The organism is Bdellovibrio sp. NC01 (assembly GCF_006874625.1).
GTDB lineage: Bacteria > Bdellovibrionota > Bdellovibrionia > Bdellovibrionales > Bdellovibrionaceae > Bdellovibrio.
Window position 1 is genome coordinate 883,823 of the sequence record NZ_CP030034.1, and the last position, 25,526, is coordinate 909,348.

A 25,526-nucleotide genomic window follows, 5' to 3' on the forward strand; every position below is an offset into this window, starting at 1 on the left:
ATGAAAAGAACGATTCTTTTAACACTTTTAGTACTTCCATGGATCACGGGAATCAACACCCTCACTGAAGGTTATCGAGTTCCCCATGGCACAAGTATGCGCATTTACGCTAAAGATGGTAGTGCGCAGGGTGCATGTCTCATCGTGCAGAATAATCATGCGACCAGCGATCTTTTTGTTCCCACTCATTCAACAACGGAATGGTCACGTTTTGTGACGGCAAGTAAGCCCGCTTTTATCGCGCCGACGACATGTTATCCAAAATCGTGTAAAGAAATTTTAGGTCTGATGGGTTCGCCTGCATCTGGCCTTTATACAATTGATTCTGATGGCAACGGTGGCAATGCCGCTTATCAGGCTTATTGTGATATGACGACCGATGGTGGTGGATGGACAAGAGTTTTCCGTCACAATATTTCGGCTGGTTATTTTGCAACTAGTAATGATGCACTTTCAGTCAATACTGCCAGTCCAACTGCGACGATGTATTCCATTGCTAATAAAATTCCTGATTTTGTCACGAACGGAAAATATCGTTTTAGAATTGATTGGCCTGGAACAACTACGAGGAAAAATATTTGGCTGCAGACGACAAGTCCGACGGTAGACGTTTCTCCGGCTGGCGTGGTGCCGTTAGGCGTGAACGCTTACACGGATACACGCGTGATGGGTTGGGGAGGACTTGAATATTCAAATGGAACACACGCTACTGCTTCCGGGGCAGCTTTATTTGACGGCTCAGTTAATCATGGGAACTGGTTTTTCGCAATTGGTGCAACCATGGGGTGGGGTGCTGTGGTAAAAGGTATTCCTGCTGATACTTCGATCAGTGCCGATGGCGTGCCGGAAGTTGAGCTGTGGATTAAAGACGATGACACGTATACTGTTTACAACTCGTGCAAAGACATTCTTGATAGTGGTGCTTCCATCGGTTCGGGTATCTACACTATTGATCCAGGCAAAATCGGAACACCGATTCCAGTGGTATGTGATATGACGACTGACGGCGGTGGCTGGACTCGTGTGTTCACTCAAGACTTCACGAATGGTGGTTTGTTTACAAGTACGGCGGAGTCTTTATCTACGAACACCGGTTTGCCGTTATCATACAAATACTCCATCTTAAATCGCATTGCTTCGTTCTATAGAACTGGAAAATTAGAATTGCGTATTGCATGGCCGGGCACTTCAACGAAACGTAATTGGTGGACTCAAACAAGTAACTTCACGACAAGTCCTGCTGCAGGTTACGTGGGGATTGCAATTGATTCCACAAGTAACGCTTGGGGCGGTCTTGAATATGACGGCACAAGCACAACATTGGCCGATGGTTCCGTAAATATTGGTAACTGGTATTATGCAATCGGTTCGCAAATCAACTATGGCACGCCACCAGGTATTCCGGCTTCTGATGATGTGATCGCAAGTCCGGGCGCTGCTTCAAGAACTGAACTGTGGGTGAAGTAATTTATTTTAATCCTTCGTTGTAGATATGATTCCAGTTACTCATGGTTTGAATCATGACAACCTTATCTTTCAAAGCAGGGCGACTTAAAATGCGCAGAAGTTCAGGGCGCATTTGTTTGTGCGCACTTTTGATCGTTTTAAATAATTTTACAGTGTGGTCCCAGCTTCGTTCGTCGCATCCCGTTGGTAATTCTTCACGACGTGACCACAGATTTTGAATCTGTCTTTTAGCTGCCCACCAATAGTGACGCCATAGCGGGAAATCAATCATCACGATTTTATCGGCAAGTTCTAAGCGCTTGACTAAAATATCTAGCGGACCATAGCCATCAATAATCCAGCGATCTTGATTTTGAATTTGTTTGATAATGGCGATTGATTCTTTGTAGGGTCGAATCTTCATTCCCTCAACAAATTGAATACTATCCACATGGGTCAGCGGAAGTTGCAAGGACTGCGCAAGTTTTCGTGCCAATCGAGTTTTCCCACCGCTTGAGTTGCCGATAACGGCAACCTTGTGAATGTCAGACTTGGGCGGTGTACTAGGCACGATGAACTTCTCCTGAAGTCATTAGCTTGCCTTTTTGGAGCGGTGAAAGCTAGTGGTAAATTGAAAGCGACTATGATGAAATGTGTCCATGATCGCGACCGATAGATTAATAATTAAACTGTGGACCGAGGATTTAGCGCAGGAATTTTTTGAACTGACGCAAGATCCGGGATTCACATTGTTCCCGATTACCGACTATCGCCAAGCGAGTGTCGATGATGCTCGCGAATGGATCCGTAAGAATACATGCAAGTATGCGGTGATCGAAAAGGCGACCGGTAAGGTTATTGGGATGGGTGGTTTGACGCCATGGAATTATCAAGGGGAGTCGTTGATTGATATCACGTATCGTCTTGGGTCTGCTGCTCAAGGAAAAGGCTACGGTACAGAGCTCGCTCGTGCTCTAGTAAATTATGGCTTTAGTGAAATGGGTTTAGAGCAAATCACGGCAACAATTACTCCCGACAATATTCCGTCGAAGGTTTTGGCTGAAAAACTTGGTTTGAAGTTTGATAAAAAAATTGTGCTCTTAGGTGTGGAAACAGACTTGTATCGTCTGTATAAACAAGCGCGCTCTTAAAATTGTGCCTTCGCAAAAATAAAGTTACTTCTCTGTTTTTCTCGATATTTGTGTAGCTCAACGAGGCCAATACCGTCGAGTTCGGATAATTCATTCAACATAAATCAATCATTCCCCGGTGCTTTTTCACAGGTCTTACAGACTGTGGTTGAGTTGTGAAAGCAAAAATCTAAGAATTTATTTAATGTGAAAAAATTCGGAACCAAAAACACTCGCAACTTTTGGAGAAGAGCATGACGTCGTTATCGAGAAAAGCATTAGGTATAAGTCTTATCGCGATGGGATTTTCTTCCATCGCAATGGCCGAAGCCAAATTTGAAATCTATGGTTTCGCGCAACTTGATTATATTCAAGATTTCAACCGCGTGGATCCGACATGGCAAGACACCTTACGTCCGTCTAAGCTGCCGACTTCACCAGGCGACTTCGGTAGTGACGGGCAAGCGATCCTCAGTGTGAAACAATCGCGCTTTGGTGTGAATGCATCGACACCGGTTAGTGGTGATACGCTTTCAACTAAATTTGAATTCGACTTCTTTGGTGTAGGGGACGATGCGGGTCAGACGACGATTCGTTTGCGTCACGCTTATGGTCAATGGGGAGATTGGTTAGCCGGTCAGACGAATTCTTTATTTATGGATGGAGATATCTTTCCGAATGTTATCGATTATTGGGGACCGATTGGTATGGCCTTCTATCGTAATCCACAAATTCGTTGGACAGCGATGCATGATGGTCATCAATCTTTTGCCATAGCGATCGAAAGACCCGGCGATGACGTCGATCCAGGACAACTGCGTACGATCGATCCTGATGTTGTTGCGAATGCGCAAAAGGATGAGAAGTATCCAGACTTAACGGCGCAGTGGAAGATGATGGGTGATTGGGGGCATTTCCAAATTGCCGGCATCGTTCGCCAAATTGGTTTTGAGACGAAAACCGCACCGCATGAACCAAGTGATCGTGAAACAGGTTGGGGGGCCGACATCACCGGCAGCTTTAAAATGGCAACAGGCAAACTTATGTTAGGAGTTGTCACTGGCGAAGGTATCGCAAGCTATATGAATGACGGTGGCTCGGATATGGGACCTGAAGGCACCTTGGGTGATATCTCTGCCAAAGTGATTCCATTGACGGGTTTCTTGGTTTACTACGACCACAACTGGAATGACAAGCTGACCACAACATTGGGTTATTCACAAAGTGAAGTGCAAAACAGTTCGTTGCAAACGGACGATGCTTTCAAACGTGGTCAATACGCATCGATCAATTTGCTTTCAACACCAGTGAAGAACTTCATGTACGGCGCAGAATATCTGTGGGGTTCGCGCATGAGCAAAGACGATTCGACGACTCACGATCAACGCATTCAAATTTCAATGAAATATAGTTTCTCAAGTTTGGATTTCTTTAAATAATAACCTCAGGGAGAGAGTATGAAAAAAATTATGAGATACGTTTGTATGTCGATCCTTGTTTTCGCAAGTGCCAGCTATGCGGCTGACAAGAAAATGAAGATCCATATTTTAGCAACCGGCGGAACAATTGCCGGGGCACAAATGAAACAAGGTGAGTACGGCTACAAGTCAGGGACTTTCAAAGTCGAAGATTTGATTGCGGCAGTTCCTAACATGGGCGACCTTGCCGAACTTTCGGGCGAGCAAGTGGCGAACATCGGTTCGCAAGATATGAGTGACGAAGTGTGGTTGAAACTTGCAAAGCGCGTAAATGAAGTTTTGAAATCCGATGCCGACGGCGTTGTGATTACGCACGGTACGGACACGATGGAAGAAACCGCGTTTTTCTTAAACCTCGTCGTGAAAAGTGATAAACCCGTTGTACTTGTTGGTTCGATGAGACCCGCAACAGCGATCAGTGCCGATGGCCCGGGCAATCTGTACAATGCGGTCGCAGTCGCTGCGAGCCCTGGCGCTAAAAAGCGTGGTGTTCTTGTTGTGATGAACGATGAGATCCATCAAGCACGTGCCGTGGAAAAAATGAATACTACAAACGTTGAAACCTTCCACAGTCCAGAGCGTGGACCTGAAGGTTTAGTGAATACCGGGAAAATTTCTTGGTTTGAATCTTCTAACAAGAAGCACACGACAAATTCTGAATTTGCTGGTGCAAATCCAAATAAACTTCCACGCGTAGATATCATTTACGCTCATTCAAATATGTCTCCAGATCTGATTGAGTCTGCGGCTAAAGCGGGTGCAAAAGGTATTGTCATTGCAGGTGTGGGCGACGGTAATATGAACCAAGCTTCTTTGACGATCTTAGAAAGGCTGCAAAAGAAAAATGGTTTGCTAGTCATTAGAAGTACACGTCTTCCGACGGGACTTGTTCTTCGTAACAATGAAGTTGACGACGATAAAGCAGGCTTTGTGGCGTCAGGGGAGTTTAATCCAGCGAAGTCTCGTGTGTTGGCTCAACTAGCGTTGACTAAAACGACAGACCCTAAAAAAGTTCAAGAAATGTTCGAGAAATATTAATTACTTCTTCAGGAAGACGTCCTTACTTCGAGGACGTCTTCATATCAGACTTCCAACCGCCACCTAAAGATTTATACAAATCGACGACCGAGACCAAACGTGATTGCTGTGATTTCACAAGGTCTAACTGCACTTGAAACAAATTTCTTTCCGCATCGAGTACTTCCAAATAAGGCGATTGACCGTTTTTATAGCGTAATTGCGCAAGGTATAGATTTCGTTCCACAGCAGTGATCTGTTTCTTTTGTGCCTCAACTACTAAAGCATAAGATTCGTAGGTTTTAAGGGCGTTTCTAACTTCAACAAAGGCATTTTGAATGACTTGGCGGTATTGAAGCTCGGCCGCTTTTTGTTGCGCTGTTGCTGCTTCAACTAAATAGCCAGTTCGTCCACCGTTAAAGATTGGCATCGAGATACTGGCGCCATAACCCCAAGTCTGAGAGCCATTGTTGAAAAGATTCTTAAGTTCAGAACTTTCATAACCAAATAAACCACCCAAAGAAATGCTGGGGAAGTAGTAGGCTTTCGCAACACCAATTTGCGCGTTGGCAGAAACTAAGTTTTGTTCCGCGGCAGAGACGTCGGGGCGACGCTCAAGCAATGATGACGGCAACGCCGAAGGCAGTTGTGGAGGTACCACGATATCGTCAAGTTTGCGCCCTCGTGCCAGCGGCGATTCGATGATCTCTTTAGGACTTTGACCAATCAGCACCGAAAGAAAACTTTCTGCTCGGCCAATTTGATCTGCAAGTTTTGAAACGGTCGCTTCAGCTGAATGCATTTCTGATTCTGATTGTCGTGCATCGAGTTCAGAACCAATACCGCCCTTAAAGCGCTTAAACATTAACTCGTAGGATTCGGTGCGCGACTTTAACGTGTCCTGCGCAATCGCGTATTGCAAATCTAACGAGCGCAATGCGAAGTAACCATTTACCACTTGAGAAATCACGGTCAACTGCACATTCGCGCGCGAATAATCGGCGTTTAGTAATTGTGCTTTTGCTGATTCATTCAAACGACGAATTTTCCCCCACAAATCGATTTCGTAACTTAAACTTAGGCCCAATGAAAAACTATTTCCGGTACTGTCGGTACCTGCAGGAATCGGGGTTAATCCGGTTTCAGTTACTTTTTCTCGAACAGCAGACGCATTTAAATCCAAATTTGGCCAGAACTGGGATTTAGAAATTCCAAGACGGGCACGCGCCTCATCGACACGGGCCAAAGCAATTTCTAGATCCAGATTGTTTTTAATCGCGGCATGAACAAGTTTATCTAAAGTTTCATCGCCGAACTGTTTCCACCAGATAATTTCGATATTCTGATCTTTCGAGTTTGCAAACAATGCCGATGGCAATTCCGAATTCGGCCGTTTGTAATCAGGGCCTACGGCACAGGCGCACAGAAAGCCATATGTGCTAAGACCCGCAATAAGCCATTGTCTTTTCATAAAGTGCCTCCTGCCGGCATCGGCGGTGGAGTCTGCGGAGTTGATTTCTGCTTCTTAGCGGACTTCTTGATTTTTATTCCCGTGATCACCACAAAGAACATTGGGATAAAGAACGTCGCAACGAAAGTACTGACCAACATCCCGCCGATAATCCCTGTACCGATCGAGTGACGACTGGCAGATCCGGCACCGCTAGAAGTTGCAAGTGGAACTGCACCTAAAATAAATGCCAGTGAGGTCATGACAATCGGACGGAAACGCAATTTAGCGGCTTCATAGGCGGCATCACTGATGCTTAAACCTTCCTGCATTTTTTCGACGGCAAATTCAACGATCAAGATAGCATTCTTCGCAGACAAACCAATCAAGGTTACGAGTGCCACTTGGAAGTAAACGTCGTTTGCAAGACCGCGTAAGTAATTGGCGACGAGGGCTCCTAAGATGGAATAAGGAACTGATAACAAGACCGAAAATGGTAAGCCCCACTTTTCATATTGTGCTGCCAGGATCAGGAATACGAAAATGAGCGCATATATGAAAACTTGAGCGGAAGCGCCACCGGTTAATTTTTCCTGATAAGCCGTGCCCGTCCATGCAACGCTATAGTCTCCGGAAAAACTTGCTGCCAACGTATCTTCAACAACTTTGATGACTTGCCCCGTACTGTATCCCGGCGCTGGATTTGCGATAATACGCGCTGCTGGAAAGATGTTAAGACGCTCAACCATTTCTGGGCCGGTGATTTTTTTAACGTCAACGAGTGCCGTGATTGGAATCATACTGCCTGTGTCAGAACGCACGTAAATGTTACGGATATCGTCGGGACGAGCTCGATAGTCGCCCTCGGATTGTAATTGCACTTTGAAGGTGCGACCAAATTTATTGAAGTCATTAATATAGTAACTACCGAAGGTCGCAGACATTGCATCAAAGACCGTATTGATCGGCACCTGATAAGCTTTGGCTTTTTCGCGATCGAGATTTAAATAAATCTGCGGAATATTCGCACTGAAGTTAGAGTTCACACTGCCAATGGCAGGATTATTTCGTAAAGCATCCATAAATTTCGTCGTCATGGTTGCCAACGTTTTACTGTCGGAACCGCCACGATTTTGTAAATAGAATTCAAGACCACCAGTTGTACTCATACCGACGATGGCTGGTGGACTTAACGCGATGATAGCGCCGTCACGAATGATCTGATTTAAACCGAAGATGCTTCTGACGACTGCTGTTGAAGACTGATCTGCTTTCGGGCGTTCTTTCCAGTCTTTCAAAGTGATAAAGCTTGTTCCTGTGTTCGTGCGATTTGAACCAGAAATCAAATCAAAACCAGAAAGGGAAACCACGTCCTGAACGTTAGGATTATTAGTTATGTATTTATCCATTTGATCGGCAACGGCAGCAGTTCTTGAGACAGAGGCACCGTCTTGCAGAGCCGGGATACCAAAGACGTAACCTTGGTCTTCGTCAGGAACTAAGCCCCCTGGTACTAATTTGAACAGACCCACGATAGCGCCACAACAAATCAGGAACAACGTCGCACTGATTAATATTCTTTTATTGAAGAACTTAACTCCTGATACATAGCCGTTTGTCATTTTATCAAAGAAATTATTGAACCAACGGAAGAAGCGATTTGGTTCGTGATGTTCTTCTTTTAATAACATCGCACATAATGAAGGAGTCAGAGTTAATGCGACCAATCCTGAAATCGTAACCGACACCGCAATAGTAATCGCAAACTGTTTGTACATTTGACCGGCCAAACCACCCACGAACGCGACGGGAATAAAGACGGCACACAGGACAAGGACGATGGCGATGACGGGGCTTGTGACCTCCTCCATCGCTTTGACGGTGGCATCTTTAACAGGAAGTTTTTCTGTGCGCATGATGCGTTCGACGTTTTCCAGAACAACGATGGCGTCGTCGACCACCAGACCAATCGCAAGCACCAAACCGAATAGAGTCAAAGTGTTAATCGAAAATCCTAAAGCGTACATACCCGCAAAGGTCCCGATGATGGAAACCGGTACCGCAAGACAAGGAATCAAGGTCGCACGCCAGCTTTGTAAGAATAAGTAAACGACCAAGAACACCAAGACCATCGCTTCAATCAAAGTATGAATGACCTCTTCAATAGAAACTTCGATGAATTTTGTCGTATCAAAGGGAATGTCGTAAGTAAGGCCCGGAGGAAATTTTTGCGACAGATTATGCATGGTCTGTTTAACCATGTCGGCAGTTTGTACTTGGTTCGCACCGGGCGCCAGATAAACCCCGATACCGATCGCAGTTTTGCCATTCCATTTTGTTTCAACATCATAACTTAAAGCACCTAATTCCACGCGAGCAATATCTTTGACTCGAAGTTTAGAACCATCAGTGTTCGAGCGCACGATGATGTCTTCAAATTGTTTGGGATTTTCCATGCGACCTTGTGTCGTTACTGTGAACGTAAAGTCGACGGGGTTTTCTAAGGGTTCGGCACCGACTTTACCGGCTGCGAATTGCGCATTCTGTTCTTTGACGGCATTGATGACATCAGTCGCCGTCACTTTCATTTGCGCCATGCGATCGGGTTTAAGCCATAGGCGGATGGAATAATCCTGCGCGCCGAAAATGCTGGCATCACCCACGCCGGGTATACGTTTAATTTCGTCTAGCACGTTAATTAAGGCGTAGTTACTGATATAAACTGAATCATAGCGCTGATCGGGCGCACGTAAGCCGATCATTTGTAAAATCGCGGAAGATTTCTTTTTGACGGTAACACCTTGACGACGAACCTCTTCAGGTAAAGTCGACATCGCGGTTTGCACACGGTTGTTTACGTTAATAGTGTTTTGATCGGGATCTGTGCCGATAGCGAACGTGACTGTCAAAATCATGTCACCGTTACTTGAATTTGTTGACTGCATGTACAGCATGTTTTCAACACCGTTGACCTGCTGTTCGATAGGGGCCGCGACGGTTGAAGAAATTGTTTCTGCGGAAGCGCCTGGATATTTCGTTGTGACGGAAACTTGTGGTGGAACGATTTCAGGATATTGCGAAATTGGAAGGGCTTTGATCGAAGCATATCCCGCAATCATAATGACCAAAGAAATCACACATGCAAAGACGGGTCTTTCGATGAAAAACTTTGAAAACATAGTTTCATCCTTTTATTTTTGAGCAATCTTCGAACCACTCACGATCTTGACTGTTTGTCCGTTACGAATTTTTGATGCTCCTTCAACCACGATGACTTCGCCTCCACGCAGGCCGCGATTCACGACAACGTCATTGACGATCTCTTCACCCAGTTCGACGCTAATCTGGCGGGCAATGTTGTTTTCTGTGACTGAAAAGATGATAGGACCATTTTGAGTTTGCACCACCGATTTTAGTGGAACCGTGATGACGTTACGAAGGACAAAGCCTTTCACGAAGACGCTGACAAACTGTCCTGGGCGCAGAACCGAATTTGCGTTGGCAATACTCGCACGTGCTTTCACAGTGCCCGTTGAAGTATCGACAATCTGGTCATTAAAGTTCAAATAACCGATTTGGGGATAAAGCTGCCCATCGCCCATACGAATCTGAACTTCAATTTTTTCTAGGCTGTCAGGTCTGCTTAATTTTCCGGTGGCCGCCAGTCGTTGTAGTTGCAGCAATTCATTGTCGGTATAACTGAAGTTGACATAAGCGGGATCAGTTTGGGAAATCGTGGTTAGCAATGAATTTTCAGAATTCGCGACAATCAAACTTCCCTCTGCAACGGTTTCTTTACTGGTATAGCCGTCAATTGGGGCGGTCACTGTGGTGTAACCTAAATTAATTTGTGCTTCTTCTAATTTAGCATTAGCTGCATCTAAGGCGGACTTCGCAGCACTGTAGACCGCGACAGCGTCGTCACGGTCCTTCGCACTGACGGCATTTTCTTTATAAAGTGGAATGATGCGATTCATACTTTGGCGCGCATTTACCAGACGCGCCTTTTGAATTGCCACTTCGCCTTTGGCTTGATTTAAAGACGCGATGTAAGGGGCGGGATCAATCTTAAATAAAAGACTTCCCGCTTTGACCTTATCTCCCTCTTTGTAATAGCGCTTTAAAAGAATTCCTCCGACTCGGGCACGCACTTGAATATCGCGAATACCCGAAATTTGTCCGACAAATTCCTTAGTAATAGGAATATCCCGCACTGAAGTTTTGATGGCAGTCACCTCGGGTATCATGGCAACCTTTGGCGCTTCTTTTTTTGAACATGCTGCCATCGAAAGCAATAAACTCAGAGTCATTACTTTTAAGCGCATAACAAACCCCTTACGGCATTCCTACATGCCTTTCTTTTTTTTAGTCGGACGAAGGTGCTTCGTATGCTGCCATTCTTCCACATAGTCTTGTGCAGCTTCAGCAAGTTGTTTACCAATGCGACCGTATGCGGAGTCGTCAAGGTTTGCCAAAGACACACGTAACGACCATTCTGGACCGCCGAAGCCGCCACCTGGCATAAGGACAATTGATGTTTGTTGGGCAAGACGGAAAAGAATGTCGACGGGCTCGTAATTATCGGTCAGATATTTCGTGAATTCTTTGCCATACATCAGCTCTGCCCACACCATCAAATCAAGTTCGCAGTAGTAACCAGAACGCAGTGGATTTTCAGGAAGGGCAATGCCTAAGCCATCAAACAAGGCGTGCAGACGACGCTGTACGATTTGTTGAGTAAGAGTTTTATATTTATTTTCTTCATCCATCAGGGCGGAGAGTGAAAACAAGGTCATCATCACTTGTTGCGGTAGCGATAAGCCAGCCGTGTGATTCAAAGCCACTTGTCTGCTATCGGCCACCATACGATCGATGAACTTCAATTTATCTGGCTCTAATGTGATCGTGCCGTACCGATGATTTAGTTCTTTTCTTTGCGTAGCTGGAAGTTTCGCAATCATATGATCGAAAATATTATTTTCATGAATTGCAATGGCTCCTAGGCGCCAACCCGTACAACCGAAATATTTTGAGTAAGAATAAACGCCGATTGTATTCTGTGGCAGCTCCGCCATGATTGAACGGAAACCAGGAACAAATGTTCCATAGACGTCGTCAGTAATAATAATCAAATCAGGTCGTTTGGTTTTTACGATCTTCACGATTTGTTTCATGATCTTGTCTGAAACGGCAGTTGATGGTGGGTTGCTTGGATTGACCAAGAAGAAGGCTTTGATTTTTGGATCCAGCAACTTTTCAACCTGCTTTTCGCTGTACTGCCATGTGTGCATTCCCGTGGAAGCATCCATTTCATCCGCTTGCAGACGAGTCACTTTAAATTTATAGCGATCTAAAGTTGGCATCTCGATGTAAGGTGTGAAAGTCGGCGTCCCTAACGCGATATGATCGCCTTTTTTCAACAAACCGTTCACCATTAAGGAGTCAAAGATATAGCACATAGCTGCTGTACCACCTTCGACGGCAAAGATGTCAAAGTGGCCCCGAGGAGGATGGTTGCCGCACATCTCTTGATCAAGATAGGCCTGCACGATTCTTTCGTTATGTTTTAAAATACGATCAGGAACGGGATAGTTATCACCGATAATACTATCAACGATTTCATGCACGAAAGCGTCAGCATTGAATTTATAGTTGTCGACGACGAAATCAATGGCGTCACTTAAAAACTCTGCACCCAGGGCTTTGGGATTTCTGGCTAAATATGTTTCTAATCTTTTAGCGATTCCCGTTTTCTGAGGCATACCGCCAAGACCAGGCTCACTCCAGACGCGTTTACTTTCAGTCAGTGCAAATTGTCCTAACAAAAAGAAAGCCTCGCGCGGTGTTGTGGCGATCCAGTTAGGATTACCACGACCTGCATTCAGCATGGCGATGGTGCTGTTTTTCGATGTCTCTGAAGCAAGAGCGATCAAGGCATCTTTCAACTCAAATGGGCTGAGTTGTTGAAGCTTCTTTTGCATCGCTCTGGGTACTTTCATTTTTACTGATTTCGTGGACATAAAAATTCTCCCTTGAATTTTATTTCTTTAAACCAACATGAAGACGATCACTGCACCCCAGATAGTTTTGAGCGTGTTGGCGACAGCGTAAGTCACGGTATAACCTAAAATTGGAACTTTACTGTGAGCGGTTTCTTGGATGGCGCCAATAGCCGCTGTCGTTGTCATACTGCCAGCGCAAGCGCCGAATAGAATCGCTGGATGAAATTTGAATAAGTATCTGCCGACGAAGACAGAAAATAGAGCTGTCAAAACTGTGACTGCGATACCGGCAAAAAATAAACTGATACCGACCGCTTTAATCCCGGCCACGAATCCTGGTCCTGACACAAGTCCCACGATGGCAACGAAGGCTCCCAGTCCAACAGAGTCAAAAACCCACAAGCCAGCTGGAGGAATTTGACCAAATGTAGGACTTGTTGCGCGCCAGTAGGATAACAATAGACCCGCGATCAATGCGCCACCACTTGTACTAAGACTTAAAGGAATTCTGCCGACGTTAAATGACAACAAGCCGATTAAGCCCCCAAGTAAGACCCCAAGGCCAATGAATACCATGTCTGACATGATGGTAGGGCGTTGTGGAGAGCCGATTTCTTTCGCAACTCGTTCGACGTCTTCCAATCTTCCAAGCAGAGTCACAACGTCGCCCGCATTCAGTTTTAAATTTTGATGAATAGGCAGTTCATGCTCAATACGTGTGACTTTGCGAACGAAAACATTTTTTCGGAAATCATTGCCTTTGAATTTAATAACGTCAGCTGCGGTCTTGCCGAAATACTCTTTATTAGTAACGACGACGTCAAGGATCTCTATCTTGAAATCCAGAAGTTCAGAATCATCAATCTCTTCACCAATTTCATCTTCGTGCTCGACCATATATTTGCGATTGCCAGCGATGGCGACCACATCTCCCGGAGAGATTACGACATTGCCGTTAGGATCAATGATGGTGCCTTCGTGACGCATACGAGTGACAAATATCGGAGCTTCACGACTGAACGAAGACTCAAACTCAGAAACTTTTTTATTGGCATAAGTAGCGCCAGTGACTTTGTATGTACGAACAACGTTGCTAAGACGCGCTGAAATCACACCGGGCTCTTCAACTTTTTGTCCTAGCTTTTGTTCGTAGTCCTTACACTCTTTAACAAGATCAATCTTGAGAAGTTTTGGACCAAGGCTTGAGTAAACGTAAGCAAAACCGATCGTACCGAAGATATATGTGACGGCGTAAGCAATCGGAATTGAATTATTGTATTGAGTCTTGGCATCCGCTGCGATGTTGGGGAGGTTATTAATAGTATCTTGTCCCACACCGATAACAGCGGACTGTGTAAGGGCACCAGCAAGTAGACCTGTTGAATAACCTAAGTCAAAACCCATGATTTTCGCGACACCGAAGGCGATCAACAAACCCCCAACGCAGACGACGGCTGCGAAGAGCGCTTGTGGCAGACCGTCAGTCTTTAAACCTTGTATGAATTGCGGGCCGACTTTATATCCAACCGCGAATAGAAAGAGCATGAAGAAAATGGCTTTGGTGTCGGGCCCAATGTGAATTCCTAATTGTCCGATGATCACGCCCGCAATCAAAGTGCCCGTGACCGACCCAAGTTGAAAATAGCCAATCTTCAATTTTCCAAACAGATATCCCAGGCCGATGGTTAAGAAAAAAGCCAACTCCGGATGCGCTTTGAGTTGATTGAACAACCAGTTCATGGTGTGCCTCCATGAACGTGAGATTAGTTTAAGTTGGTTGATTTAGTTATTGCAGTGCAAAGCAAATGCAAACAAACAACCCTGGACCTAGTCTAGGAGAGGACGTTGTTGGTGATGAATCACACTGGATTACGTCGAGGATTTGGTCTTAAACAGAATTTTTAGCGCAACGCCATTTCGATCGCCGTGCGCACAAGCTTCGTTAAATCTTTTGCGTCTTTGGCAGTACTGCGCGCATCACGGGCAAAGCACGCAAGAACACGCGCGATGTCTTTACTTTGTGAACTGCGTTTTTTATGACCGTCAGTCAGGGTTTGGTGGAGAGCTTTTTCGAAGTCTCCCCAATAGACGTCCATTTCTTTCGGTGCATATGTCGTAGCATTATTTAGCATGTCCAGCGCATCTTTCGAAGGGTAGTACATCTTAAAGGGCTCGATCACATAAATATCAAACAGCGCCTGAAGCTTTCCTTCACTAGATTTAGTTTTTTCCGCACGCGTTTTGAAATCAATCCTGAAGTCTTCAATATGTGAATAGATGCATGCTGAAAAGACAGCGTCTTTATCAGGGAAGAGCGCATATAATGTGGGGCGAGAAACCTCGGCGACCTCAGCAATATCAATCATGGTCACTTTCTTATATCCCATTTTCGCAAAAAGAGATTTCGCCTTTTCTATTACGTCATTCTTATTTGTTTTCAGTTGAAACCTCGCTTTAGCCCAGTTTGCTCTTTGCGCTACTTTTACATTTTAATGGAAAATGTTAAAATGTAAAGGAACCAAATTGGAGGTTTATATGAGTTTCAACAATAAAACAATTCTGGTAACAGGCGCGGGTTCAGGCATCGGTGAAGCCTGTGCGAAACTTTTGGCAGAACGTCATGCCAATGTCATCGTCTCTGACATTAATAAAGAGGCGGCAGAGCGGGTGGTCGGTGAAATCAAAGCAAAGGGTGGGAAAGCTGAAGCGGTACTTTGTGACGTGACCAGTGAAGAACAAGTGAAAGCGATGATTGATAAAATTGTGAAGGACCATGGCGCACTTTTCGGAGCAGTTAACAACGCGGGTGGAAATAGTGCTGGGACTGCTATCGGCGATACAACTTTAGCAAGATGGCGTCGCACTATTGATTTGAATTTGATCAGCGTATTTTCATGCATGCATTATGAAGTCAACGCCATGTTAAAAACCGGTGGTGGAGTGATCGTAAATATGGCTTCGATTCTGGGCACTGTAGGAATCGGCGGAGTCTCGGACTATGTTTCAGCAAAGCACGGTTTGATCGGCTTAACCAAAGCTGCGGCATGGGAATACGGTGACAAAAATATTCGTGTGAACTCGGTTTGCCCGGGCTTTATTGAAACTCCACAGATGATTCGTGAAACTCCGGCGGAAATTGCCAAAGGTTTAAAATCGAAATCAGCATTTAATCGATTAGGTCAGCCTAGCGAGATTGCGGGTCTGGTGGCATTTTTGTTATCTGATGAGGCGTCGTTTATTACTGGCAGTCATCATTTGGCAGACGGCGGATATACAGCGGTTTAGTTTGTTGCGTTCTAGAAAGTCATTGTCTGTTTCCTCGCATTTCGGTTGAGTTGTCATTGCATTGGACCTTGGCAGTTTTAATCTTGCGGTATGGAACAGACAATGTTGACCCGAAATCTTATCGCGACTTTGTTGTTGTGTATTCTTGCCGCGGGCTGCGTTTATGTAATGCTGCCGTTCGTGCCGGCACTGATTTGGTCCGCGACGATTGTTGTCGCAACCTGGAATCTAATGAAGCGTATTGAGCGGCATGTTCACGACAGCCGAGCGATCGCAACCACCATCATGGTCGGAGTGATGGCCGCATTGGTTATCATTCCAGTTGCCATTGCGTCTTATATTATTTTTTCTCGAGTGGATGATGCGATCACTTGGTTGCGCGATCTTCCGCAATACACCTTGCCGCCGGCACCTGATTGGCTAAGCAAAGGTCCTTTAGCTTCAACCAAACTTGCACGCGATTGGAATGATCTTTCCGCAAAGGGCCCTGGTGCTTTAGCTAATTACTTACAACCTTATTTAAAACCCACTGCTTTGTGGCTTGCCGCTGCAGCGAAGTCCTATGGCTTGTTAGTTGTTCACATGATACTTACGCTGGCATTAACTGGAGTCTTTTATGCGAAAGGTGAAATGGTCGCTAAGGGCTTAATTATGTTTGCACGACGTATCGCCGGCGATCGCGGGGAGTTCTCTATCGTACTTGCAGCGCAAAGTATTCGCGCGGTGGCTCTTGGAATTGTTGTGACTGCAGTGACTCAAACAGTACTGGGTTCTGCGGGTTTAGCCCTGGCGGGAGTGCCGTTCACTCCGATTTTAACTGCTGTTATGTTTATTTTTTGTATCGCACAGTTGGGCCCGGTGATTCCAATGCTTGCCGGAGTGGCGTGGCTTTACAATAAAGACTTCAATACGACGGGGACCATTTTACTTGCGTGGACTTTGTTCGTTGGAATCATTGATAACGTACTTCGTCCCTTGTTGATTAAACGAGGCGCCGACTTGCCATTAATTTTAATTCTTGCCGGTGTCATCGGCGGATTGATTGCTTTCGGAGTGGTGGGCTTATTCATCGGTCCGGTATTTTTAGCAGTGACATTCCGTTTACTCCAAGCATGGGTCGGAGAAGGTGAGCAAGGAGCCATCAGCAAAACGTCTCAAGGGCCACTGGTAAAGTCAGATGTACCGCAGGAGTTTATCGATTCACCAGATATTCACGGCACGCCCCTGTAGATTCACACAATATATAGACAGTTTATTTTAGGGTTGATTTTGTATAGTATTATCTATACAAAAGCGCAAATGGCATAATAGAGTGCCTTATCAAATGTAAAGACGGGAAAATTTCATGAAAAAATTAGTTTCGTCCTTGGCCCTAATTCTATTTTTTGGTTTTGCAACGGCCCATGCCGCGGATCGCACGGACCCTGAAGTCGTTTCGACGGTTGATTTCGCAAAGTATGCGGGTATGTGGTATGAGATCGCTCATGCACCAAACTTCTTTCAGCGTGGTTGTGTACGCTCGACAGCTGAATACGCCGTTCAGTCTGCGGTTTCAGTTTCCGTGAAGAACACTTGCTACAAAGCAAATGGCTCAAAGAGCGATATCACGGGTGAAGCAAAGGTCGTGGACTCGGCTGTGCCAGCAAAACTTAAGGTTCGTTTCAACTTTTTTGCTCGCGGTGATTATTGGATCGTGGATTTGGATCCGGACTATCAGTGGTCCGTTGTCAGTGGGCCAAATAAGAAGTCACTGTTTATCCTGTCCCGCCAGGCTCCGATGGATGAACAGATCTTAAATTCAATCATCGTCAGACTGAAGCAACGCGGTTTCAATGTTGATGACCTTATTTATGACCAGTATTGATCAATGAAAATCATCGTTGTTATTGGCACTCTAATTTTGCTGGGAGGATGTGGAACGATGTCTTCGACAAAACCACTACCAACGGTTTCCCATGTCGACATTTCCAGATTCATGGGAGATTGGTACGTCGTTGCAAATATCCCAACCTTCGTTGAAAAGGGCGCCACAAACGCGATCGAATCATACTCGTGGAATGAAAAAGAAAATCGGATCGACGTTGATTTTCGCTTTAATGCCGACACGCCGAAAGGTCCTGTAAAGCGCTATCCTCAAAAAGCTTGGATCTATGACAAGAATACAAATGCTGAATGGAGAGTGCAGCCTTGGTGGCCTCTTAAGTTTTCGTATCTTATCATAGATCTGGCACCTGATTATTCGTACACGGTGATCGGGGTTCCAAGTCGTAACTACGTATGGATAATGGCGCGAAAGCCAGTGATGGATTCCGCGCTTTTTGCAGAGGTTGTTTCTAAGGTGCAGTCTTTTGGTTACGACACTTCAAAAATACAAAAGGTGCCGCAAATTTGGTAATTCAGGTTAGGTCTTTCAAATAACTTTGAAATTCACTCATAGAGGAGAAAATCACGACATCACGTTTTAAATTCAATTTTAGCTGAGCAGTATTTCTTCCAGCCAGAAGAAATACGATCTGCGAAGGCAGGTTTCTGTCCAAGAAGTTAATGTAACTAAAAAGACTTTCCTTCGCGCCTTCATTTTCTGACACCGTGCTTGAGATTAAAAGATGAGTGGCATCGTAGCGGAGGCACGTTTCACTCAGGTCTTTTTTCGGGGTGCTTGGTCCTAGATATAATGTTTTTAAGCCTTCAATTCGGCTTAAGCTTGAAGCGAAAGAGATTCCTAAATCGTGTAAATCTCCTTCTGGCGTGGTCATAACCAAGCGTGATTTCGCTTTAGTTTTTTTGCTTTCCTTTTGTACGAGAATTAATTGTTCTTTGATAAATGCAGATAAAATGTGTTCTTGCCCGACAGTAAGCTGTCCGTGTGCTACCTGTTGGCCGATCTGGCCAGCAAGTGGGGTAAGGAGGTTGGCAATAAACATATCCGGTTTTAAGTCGCGTCTCTTTTTATGAAGAAGATCCGCAACTTCATCCCATTTAAACAGGTGGGCAAGATCCAAGATTTTATATATGGACTCGACATGTTTGTTGGCGGGAGCGGCAGTTGCATTAGCGGTTTCTTGTTGTGGAAGGATTTTTTCTAAATCCGCTAAGTTGAGCTTGGCAATATTGCCGATCTTGTAGCCCTTGTCGATAAGGGCCTGTAATAAACGAGCCTTTTCGATGTCTTGACGAGAATAGAGTCTTCGTCCCGTTTCACTGCGCTTTGGTTTGAAAGCTTTATAACGTGTTTCCCAGCCGCGCAATGTAAACTCGGAAATCCCAGTAAGCTCAATAACTTGTCTAATCGAAAACGATTCATTTTTGGTCATCTAGTCTGATTGTACATCCTTCGCTATATTTGTATAGAAAAAACTATACAAAAATGAGAGAATAAGACATATCGCGTAGGTGAGGTGTCAAGTGAAGACAGCGGTAATCGGTGCAGGTATTAGCGGCTTGGGAGCGGCTTGGATTTTGAGTCAAGCTGACGAGGTACATCTTTTTGAGTCAGAAAGCCGTTTAGGTGGACACGCTCACACCGTGCACGTTAACGAAGGGGCTTCGAGTATTCCGGTAGATACCGGTTTTCTAGTCTATAATGAGCTGACATATCCGCACCTAACACGTTTTTTCAAAACCCTAAATGTCGACACAGTCGAATCTGACATGTCGTTAGCGATCAATGCACGTCACAAAAATTTGGAATGGGCAGGTACGAACCTCGATACGGTTTTTGCGCAACGGACAAATATTCTTCGTCCGGGTTTTCTGCGAATGCTATACGAGATCACGCGTTTTCATCGTGAGGCAGAGGCTAACAAGGAACTTGCTCATAAAAATAACTGGAGTCTTGGTCAATTGATTAAGGCGCGCGCGTACAGCGATGGCTTTAAGCGTGACTATCTTTTACCGATTGGCGCCGCCATTTGGTCGACTCCGGAGCGAGGCATGGAGGATTTTCCTGCCGAAACATTTTTGACGTTTTTTATTAATCATCGTCTTTTACAAATTAATGATCGCCCCATTTGGAGAACAGTTAAGGGCGGATCGATCGAGTACGTAAAAAAAGTCAGCCAACGAATTCCTTTCCTGCATTTGAATTCTCCAGTTCAAAATGTCGAAAGGCGCGCTGGAAAAGTTCTAGTTCGTACGGCTGGTGAATGTTTGGAGTTCGACCGAGTCGTTTTTGCGACCCATGCGCCAGTGACTTTGCGAATTTTAGAAAACGCCACGGAGCTAGAGCGAAGAGTTCTTGGCGGAATTAAAACCGCGGGCAATAAAACCTATTTGCATAAAGACAGTTCATTCATGCCTTCTCGTAAGAAGTGCTGGTCTTCCTGGAACGTGGTGGGTTCTCCAGACAGTCAAAGTCATGAAAATGTCTCTTTGACGTACTTCATCAACAAACTGCAACCACTTCCAACTGACCAAAATTTTTTCGTCACATTGAACCCGCGTTCGCCGATACAAGATGTGTTGCGTGAATTTACTTATGAACATCCACAATTCGACCGTACTGCCATTGAAGCGCAGAAATCGTTAGCCACAATACAAGGCCAAGGTGGGATTTATTTTGCGGGTGCTTGGACAAGATATGGCTTTCACGAAGATGGACTGTTGAGTGCTGTTCGAGTTGGTGAGCTTTTAGGAATGAAAGCTCCGTGGGAGGTCTCATGAGCTCGTTGCAGATCCTAAAAGGACATGTGTATCACAGTCGGAATCACGAAGTGCGACACTCTTTTAGGTATCCCACTTTTGCATTGCTATTTTCCCTGAAATCAGAGGATGAATTTTTACGTATTCTAAAGCGTAAAACCGCAGGTCTGTTGTCTTTAAAGCCACGTGATTATTTGCACGGACATCGAGATTCTTTACAGAACTCGATAAGCCGTTTTTTAAAAGAGCAATGCCACTACGATGCGGAAGAAGTTGTGCTGCAGACTTATCCTCGGATGCTAGGCTTCGCCTTCAATCCGGTCAGTTTCTGGTTTTGCTCCCGAGCAGGGAAGCTTGAAGCCGTCTTATGTGAAGTAAATAACACTTTCGGTGAGCGGCACTTTTATTGGATTCACCCTCCTGAGGGAATTCAGAAGTCGCAGTTTTATCGCTCGGATAAAGTTTTTCATGTAAGCCCCTTTTTTCCGGTCGATGGGTTTTACAAATTTCGCTTTCATTATGATGAGCTTCATAGACGAGTGGATATTCACTATTTTGATAGCAACGAACAATTGCGTTTTACGTCTTGGATCGAAGGGCGCGTTTCTGATTTTGAAACTGAATCGGTGGCGCGTTTATTTTTGTCCTATGGATGGATGACACTTTTGGTGGTGATTCGCATTCATTGGCAGGCATTAAGACTTTGGCTGAAGCGAGTCACTTTTTATAGGAAGCCCGCACCCCCGCGCGAGGAGGTCACATGAGTTCGCTGACATTGAAAACAAAAATTCTAATTAAGCTTTTGCAGAAATCAAAAGGGGCCACGCTTCATGTTACTTTTCCCGATGGATCGGTGGATTCATTCGGATCGGGCTCAGCTCAGATCGCAATTCAGGCCAAAAGCTGGAAGGTTTTTGATGAGCTTGTGGATAAAGGTGATCTTGGAATGGCAGAGGCGGTGATTCGCGGGGATCTTTTGGTGGATGACATTTCGGCATTGGTGCAGTGGGCCTGTGCAAACGAAGATTCCATGAACCGTCTTTTGCATGGAGCTTGGTATGGAACATTCTTGGCGCGCTTACGACATCTGATGAAGCCAAACACCAAAGATGGTGCCAAGAAAAATATCATGGCCCATTACGATCTTGGTAACAGTTTTTATCGCCTGTGGCTTGATCCAAGTATGACGTATTCTGCGGGATTGTTTGAGACTGATTTGGAAAGTCTTCATGAAGCACAGATGAAAAAGTATGACCGAATTATCGACGCGCTTAACATTTCCGCGAACGATCATATTCTAGAAATTGGTTGTGGGTGGGGAGGCTTTTTTAGTCGGGCCGTCGAGCGCACAGGTTGTCGTGTCACTGCGGTTATGAATTCGCCGTCACAAGCTCAGTATAATCGCGAGCTCATTGCGAAATCAGGATTCAAAAACTATGTTGAACTGAAGCAGCAAGACTACCGGGAAATTGAAGGACGTTTTGATAAAATCGTATCCATCGAAATGGTTGAAGCGGTTGGCGAGAAGTATTGGCCTGAATTCTTTGGTAAAGTCAGCAGCTCTTTGAAAAACAAAGGTGCAGCGCTTGTTCAGTCGATCACCATTCAAGATCAATACTTTGACCAATACCGAAGCAAGACCGATTTTATTCAACGTTATGTATTTCCCGGCGGTATGCTTCTGGCGCCCAAAGTGTTTGCTGCTTACGCAAGCCGATTTGATCTTAAAGATGAAAAGCCCTTCGAGTTTGGAATTTCATACGCCGACACATTATTGAAATGGAATCAAAACTTTCAGGCGGCCGAAAAAGACGTTCGTCATCTTGGATTCGATGACAAGTTCATGCGTCTTTGGAATTTATATCTGACTTATTGTGAAGGTGCATTTCGGGCTGAGCGTATAAACGTTGGCCATTATCTTCTGCAAAAATAGAAGGGAAAGTTATGGCGTTGGGATTTTTTATAGACTTAATGGAGCGCGGGCTGATTCCAGAAAATCTTGTTCGCGCGGGCATTCGCAAGCTTTGTCGCGAACGACTGAAAAGTCTTGCCGTTGTTGATCGAGAAATTGAACAAGAGCGAAATTCTGCTTACGTGAAGGACCTTAAAAAATCCGCGATCGCGTTCGCGACAGAAAAAGCAAATCAGCAACACTATGAGCTTCCAGCTAGTTTTTATAAATTGGTTCTAGGCAAACGGAAAAAATACAGTTCAGGATATTGGCATGCTGGATGTGAAAATCTTGACGATGCCGAAGAAGCCGCATTGGAAATGACTTTTGCACGAGCTGAAGTCATCGACGGTATGAGAATCCTAGATATGGGCTGCGGTTGGGGCTCCGTTTCGCTAAAGTTAGCTGAACAATTTCCCAAATCTCAAATCGTGGGAATTTCTAATTCCCATTCGCAACGTCAGTACATTCTAGATCAAGCAGCCCAACGAGGCCTTCAGAATGTCACGATCTTGACGGGCGACATCAGCACGTTTGCGGCCCCCGAAGATTGGTTCAATGGTTTTGATCGCGTTATCAGTGTGGAAATGTTGGAACATGTACGAAATTATGAAAAATTGTTTGAACAAGTCAGTCGCTGGTTGAAGAGCGACGGAAAGTTTTTCGTTCATATCTTTACCCACAGTCGATATGCATATCCGTTTGAAACAGAGGGCGACGATAACTGGATGGGAAAATATTTTTTTACCGGCGGGCAAATGCCAAGTCATCACTTGTTGTCCTATTTCCAAAAAGATCTGTTCTTAGAGCAACAGTGGAGCTGGCGCGGTACGCACTATCAGAAAACATCAGAGGCGTGGCTTCAGAACATGGATAACAACCGTGAGATTATTTTGGCAATTTTCCGCGAAGTCTATGGAGCCGAGGAAGCCGAAAGATGGTTTGAGCGTTGGAGAGTGTTCTTTATGTCCTGTGCCGAGCTATTTGGTTTCAATGAAGGCCGCGAGTGGGGAGTTTCTCATTACCTATTTAAGAACAGACAACGCTAAGAGGAGTTATGGATCAGTTTTGGATGCAAGTTCTTGGCGCGTTTGTAGTGATGGTGTTGTTAATGACACTGACATGGCGATTTGCCAAGCGGTGGAACAACTATAGTATCGTGGATGTTATCTGGCCACTTTCGTTTTCTGTGGTGGGCGGTCTTTATTATTTGACGAGTGAAGGATGGTGGTTAAGAAAAGCGCTCGTTTTAGCTGTCGTAATGCTCTGGAGTCTTCGTCTTTCATTCTTTCTTGGCAGAAGAGTATACTCTCACCATCCGGCTGAGGATTCCCGTTATAAGACTTTACGTCAGGATTACGGGACAAATCTTGTATGGCGCTTTTTTCTTTTCTTTCAATACCAGGGCATCAGTGTCGTTCTTTTAAGTATTGTATTCTTGATGCCGCTAAGAAACAGTGCTGAAAATCTAAATGGGTTAGAGATTGCGGGGCTGTTGTTGAGCCTGCTTTCTTTATTCGGAGAAAGCATAGCAGATGCGCAGGCTCAAAAGTTCAAAACAAATCCAGCGAATCATTCTAAGGTTTGTGATGTGGGACTGTGGAAGTACTCCCGTCATCCAAACTATTTTTTTGAAAGTATGATTTGGTGGGGATTTTATGTGACGGCTCTAGGCACGCCCGGTGGGGCATATACTGTCTATGCACCGTTGATCATTTTATTTATTTTGGTAAAGGTCACAGGCATTCCTCCGTCAGAAACTCAAGCCTTACAAAAAAGAGGAGACGCTTACCGTGAATATCAATCACGAACCTCTGCTTTCGTTCCGTGGTTTCCCAAGAAGGGGAAATAAACATGTGGTGGCGAAAAATTTTTGATAGAGCAAAGAGTTTTATAATCGAGCAGCTGAAACAAGGTGCGACGGCGGAAGGATTAGCTCTGACCTGTTCTGTCGGATTTGCCTTAGCGCTTTTTCCGGCTCTTGGGACGACGACGGCTCTTTGTCTTGTCGTGGGAACGGTGATGAAGTTAAATCAGCCAACCCTTCAAGCGGTGAATTATTTATTGGCACCGGTTCAACTTCTTTTGATTCCCGTATTTTTAAAATTAGGTGCGTGGATTTTTTCGGTGCCAGCCGTTTCAATTAATCCAAAGACGGTGATCGCTGAATTTTTTGAGGCCCCAGGATTATTCTTTGTAAATTATGGTCTTGCCGGATTAATGGCGATGATTGCCTGGCTGGTGGTCATGCCGGCTTTGTCGTTTCTTGTTTATCGAATCTTGAAAGTGTTATTCAAAAATCTTTGTAAGGTGAAAGAGTGATGAAATTTATCATTTTTCTGATTTCTTTTTTTCCGTTGCTTGTATGGGGTGAATCACAAACCCGAATCTCAAAGATTTATGCAATTGGAAAGCTGCAAGAAGAACCTTTGTTTGTGCAAACAACCGAAGTTCAAACTCGGGGCTCTGGCAATTTCACGTCGAATGCAAAGATAGAAGATGCGACGGGGAAAATATTGATGACCGAAAAAGTTGCCGTGGAAGGTGACTCTTTGGTCTCTCAATATGTTGAGCAGCTTCAGGCAAACGAAGCGTGGGAGTTAGCGGTTCAAAAAAATAATGCCGTCTTTAAAACGTTTAAGCTTTCGAAAAATGGACGTGAAGAGGTCAGTCAAAAAACGCAAAAAGTGGGCTCTTTTATCAATGGCCCGCTGATCGAATCTTTCATTCAGAAAAACTGGCTTCAATTAATGGAGGGCAAAAATGTAAGCACGGCCTTCAGTGTTTTAGAACTCGAACGCACTGTGGATTTCAGGTTTGAGAAAATTAAAGACAGCGAACGAGCAGGCAAGCGGGTCGCGGTTATAAAAATGAAACCAGCGAACTTTTTTATCTCGATGCTGGTGGATCCGATTATACTTGAGTTTGATCTTGAAGCGAAAAAGCTGGTTTATTTTAAAGGTCGCACACCTTTGAAAATGGAAAGCTCGGGACAATTAAAACCACTGGATGCCGAGATTCTTTATTATTGATGACTTTCGTAAGTCTCGCAGAGCCATTTTACTTTATCTTGTTGGTATTTTGGGTTCACAAATAAAACCCTGACAATGCTCCGATTGGAAGACC

Annotated in this window: 23 protein-coding genes; 15 read left to right on the top strand and 8 right to left on the bottom strand. The window is 44.8% G+C overall.

Annotated features, from left to right (window positions below; translation table 11 throughout):
- Complete coding sequence (locus DOE51_RS04280) at positions 1–1,467, top strand: fibrinogen-like YCDxxxxGGGW domain-containing protein (protein ID WP_142695336.1); 1,467 nt, start codon at positions 1–3, stop codon at positions 1,465–1,467.
- A gap of 1 nt (position 1,468) precedes the next feature.
- Here the strand turns inward: DOE51_RS04280 and DOE51_RS04285 are convergent, their stop codons facing one another.
- Positions 1,469–2,017 (bottom strand): hypothetical protein, encoded by a 549-nt coding sequence (locus tag DOE51_RS04285; protein ID WP_142695337.1) that lies wholly within the window; start codon positions 2,015–2,017, stop codon positions 1,469–1,471.
- Between the two features lie 88 nt (positions 2,018–2,105).
- On the opposite strand from DOE51_RS04285, the gene DOE51_RS04290 reads away from it, so the two are divergent.
- The 3 genes from DOE51_RS04290 (at position 2,106) to DOE51_RS04300 (ending at position 5,092) form a co-directional block, all read left to right on the top strand.
- Complete coding sequence (locus DOE51_RS04290) at positions 2,106–2,597, top strand: GNAT family N-acetyltransferase (protein ID WP_142695338.1); 492 nt, start codon at positions 2,106–2,108, stop codon at positions 2,595–2,597.
- A gap of 233 nt (positions 2,598–2,830) precedes the next feature.
- Complete coding sequence (locus DOE51_RS04295; RefSeq protein ID WP_142695339.1) at positions 2,831–4,015, top strand: DcaP family trimeric outer membrane transporter; 1,185 nt, start codon at positions 2,831–2,833, stop codon at positions 4,013–4,015.
- 18 nt (positions 4,016–4,033) lie between these two features.
- On the top strand, positions 4,034–5,092 hold the full coding sequence (locus DOE51_RS04300) for a type II asparaginase (protein ID WP_142695340.1): 1,059 nt from the start codon (positions 4,034–4,036) through the stop codon (positions 5,090–5,092).
- A 22-nt stretch (positions 5,093–5,114) separates the two neighbouring features.
- Here the strand turns inward: DOE51_RS04300 and DOE51_RS04305 are convergent, their stop codons facing one another.
- The 6 genes from DOE51_RS04305 to DOE51_RS04330 form a co-directional block, all read right to left on the bottom strand.
- Positions 5,115–6,542 (bottom strand): efflux transporter outer membrane subunit, encoded by a 1,428-nt coding sequence (locus DOE51_RS04305; protein WP_142695341.1) that lies wholly within the window; start codon positions 6,540–6,542, stop codon positions 5,115–5,117.
- Positions 6,539–9,700 (bottom strand): efflux RND transporter permease subunit, encoded by a 3,162-nt coding sequence (locus DOE51_RS04310; protein ID WP_142695342.1) that lies wholly within the window; start codon positions 9,698–9,700, stop codon positions 6,539–6,541. The genes DOE51_RS04305 and DOE51_RS04310 overlap by 4 nt, the downstream gene beginning before the upstream one ends.
- A gap of 12 nt (positions 9,701–9,712) precedes the next feature.
- A complete protein-coding gene (locus tag DOE51_RS04315; protein WP_142695343.1) occupies positions 9,713–10,846 on the bottom strand; it encodes an efflux RND transporter periplasmic adaptor subunit in 1,134 nt (377 codons plus the stop codon).
- 21 nt (positions 10,847–10,867) lie between these two features.
- Positions 10,868–12,541, bottom strand: a complete 1,674-nt coding sequence (locus DOE51_RS04320; RefSeq protein ID WP_142695344.1) for a bifunctional aspartate transaminase/aspartate 4-decarboxylase — start codon at positions 12,539–12,541, stop codon at positions 10,868–10,870.
- Positions 12,542–12,568: 27 nt separating this feature from the next.
- Entirely contained in the window at positions 12,569–14,263 is a 1,695-nt protein-coding gene (gene aspT, locus DOE51_RS04325) for an aspartate-alanine antiporter (RefSeq protein WP_142695345.1), read from the bottom strand.
- A gap of 161 nt (positions 14,264–14,424) precedes the next feature.
- The gene (locus DOE51_RS04330; protein WP_371726646.1) at positions 14,425–14,964 is read right to left on the bottom strand and encodes a TetR/AcrR family transcriptional regulator; all 540 of its coding nucleotides are present in this window, start codon (positions 14,962–14,964) and stop codon (positions 14,425–14,427) included.
- A gap of 94 nt (positions 14,965–15,058) precedes the next feature.
- On the opposite strand from DOE51_RS04330, the gene DOE51_RS04335 reads away from it, so the two are divergent.
- The 4 genes from DOE51_RS04335 to DOE51_RS04350 all read left to right on the top strand — a co-directional run bounded on the left by DOE51_RS04335 (position 15,059) and on the right by DOE51_RS04350 (position 18,203).
- Positions 15,059–15,808 (top strand): SDR family NAD(P)-dependent oxidoreductase, encoded by a 750-nt coding sequence (locus DOE51_RS04335; protein ID WP_142695347.1) that lies wholly within the window; start codon positions 15,059–15,061, stop codon positions 15,806–15,808.
- 90 nt (positions 15,809–15,898) lie between these two features.
- Entirely contained in the window at positions 15,899–17,038 is a 1,140-nt protein-coding gene (ydiK, locus tag DOE51_RS04340) for an AI-2E family transporter YdiK (RefSeq protein WP_142695348.1), read from the top strand.
- A gap of 115 nt (positions 17,039–17,153) precedes the next feature.
- A complete protein-coding gene (locus DOE51_RS04345; RefSeq protein ID WP_142695349.1) occupies positions 17,154–17,672 on the top strand; it encodes a lipocalin family protein in 519 nt (172 codons plus the stop codon).
- A 3-nt stretch (positions 17,673–17,675) separates the two neighbouring features.
- A complete protein-coding gene (locus DOE51_RS04350) occupies positions 17,676–18,203 on the top strand; it encodes a lipocalin family protein (protein ID WP_210415562.1) in 528 nt (175 codons plus the stop codon).
- A 1-nt stretch (position 18,204) separates the two neighbouring features.
- On the opposite strand, the gene DOE51_RS04355 is transcribed toward DOE51_RS04350, so the two are convergent.
- Positions 18,205–19,122, bottom strand: coding sequence for a MerR family transcriptional regulator (locus tag DOE51_RS04355; RefSeq protein ID WP_142695350.1), 918 nt, complete (start codon positions 19,120–19,122; stop codon positions 18,205–18,207).
- A 91-nt stretch (positions 19,123–19,213) separates the two neighbouring features.
- On the opposite strand from DOE51_RS04355, the gene DOE51_RS04360 reads away from it, so the two are divergent.
- Genes DOE51_RS04360 through DOE51_RS04390 form a run of 7 tightly spaced genes read left to right on the top strand, consistent with a single transcriptional unit; the run spans position 19,214 to position 25,432 of the window.
- Positions 19,214–20,470, top strand: coding sequence for an NAD(P)/FAD-dependent oxidoreductase (locus DOE51_RS04360; protein ID WP_210415563.1), 1,257 nt, complete (start codon positions 19,214–19,216; stop codon positions 20,468–20,470).
- Positions 20,467–21,213, top strand: a complete 747-nt coding sequence (locus tag DOE51_RS04365) for a DUF1365 domain-containing protein (protein ID WP_142695352.1) — start codon at positions 20,467–20,469, stop codon at positions 21,211–21,213. The genes DOE51_RS04360 and DOE51_RS04365 overlap by 4 nt, the downstream gene beginning before the upstream one ends.
- Complete coding sequence (locus DOE51_RS04370; RefSeq protein ID WP_142695353.1) at positions 21,210–22,382, top strand: cyclopropane-fatty-acyl-phospholipid synthase family protein; 1,173 nt, start codon at positions 21,210–21,212, stop codon at positions 22,380–22,382. The genes DOE51_RS04365 and DOE51_RS04370 overlap by 4 nt, the downstream gene beginning before the upstream one ends.
- Before the next feature lie 11 nt (positions 22,383–22,393).
- Positions 22,394–23,449, top strand: a complete 1,056-nt coding sequence (locus tag DOE51_RS04375) for a cyclopropane-fatty-acyl-phospholipid synthase family protein (RefSeq protein WP_210415564.1) — start codon at positions 22,394–22,396, stop codon at positions 23,447–23,449.
- Between the two features lie 8 nt (positions 23,450–23,457).
- Entirely contained in the window at positions 23,458–24,252 is a 795-nt protein-coding gene (locus tag DOE51_RS04380) for a DUF1295 domain-containing protein (RefSeq protein ID WP_142695354.1), read from the top strand.
- Positions 24,253–24,254: 2 nt separating this feature from the next.
- Positions 24,255–24,722 carry a DUF2062 domain-containing protein gene (locus DOE51_RS04385; RefSeq protein WP_142695355.1) on the top strand — a complete coding sequence of 156 codons (468 nt, stop codon included), beginning with the start codon at positions 24,255–24,257 and terminating at the stop codon, positions 24,720–24,722.
- Complete coding sequence (locus tag DOE51_RS04390) at positions 24,722–25,432, top strand: hypothetical protein (protein ID WP_142695356.1); 711 nt, start codon at positions 24,722–24,724, stop codon at positions 25,430–25,432. Before DOE51_RS04385 ends, DOE51_RS04390 begins: the two co-directional genes overlap by 1 nt.
- The last annotated feature ends 94 nt before the right edge of the window (positions 25,433–25,526 follow it).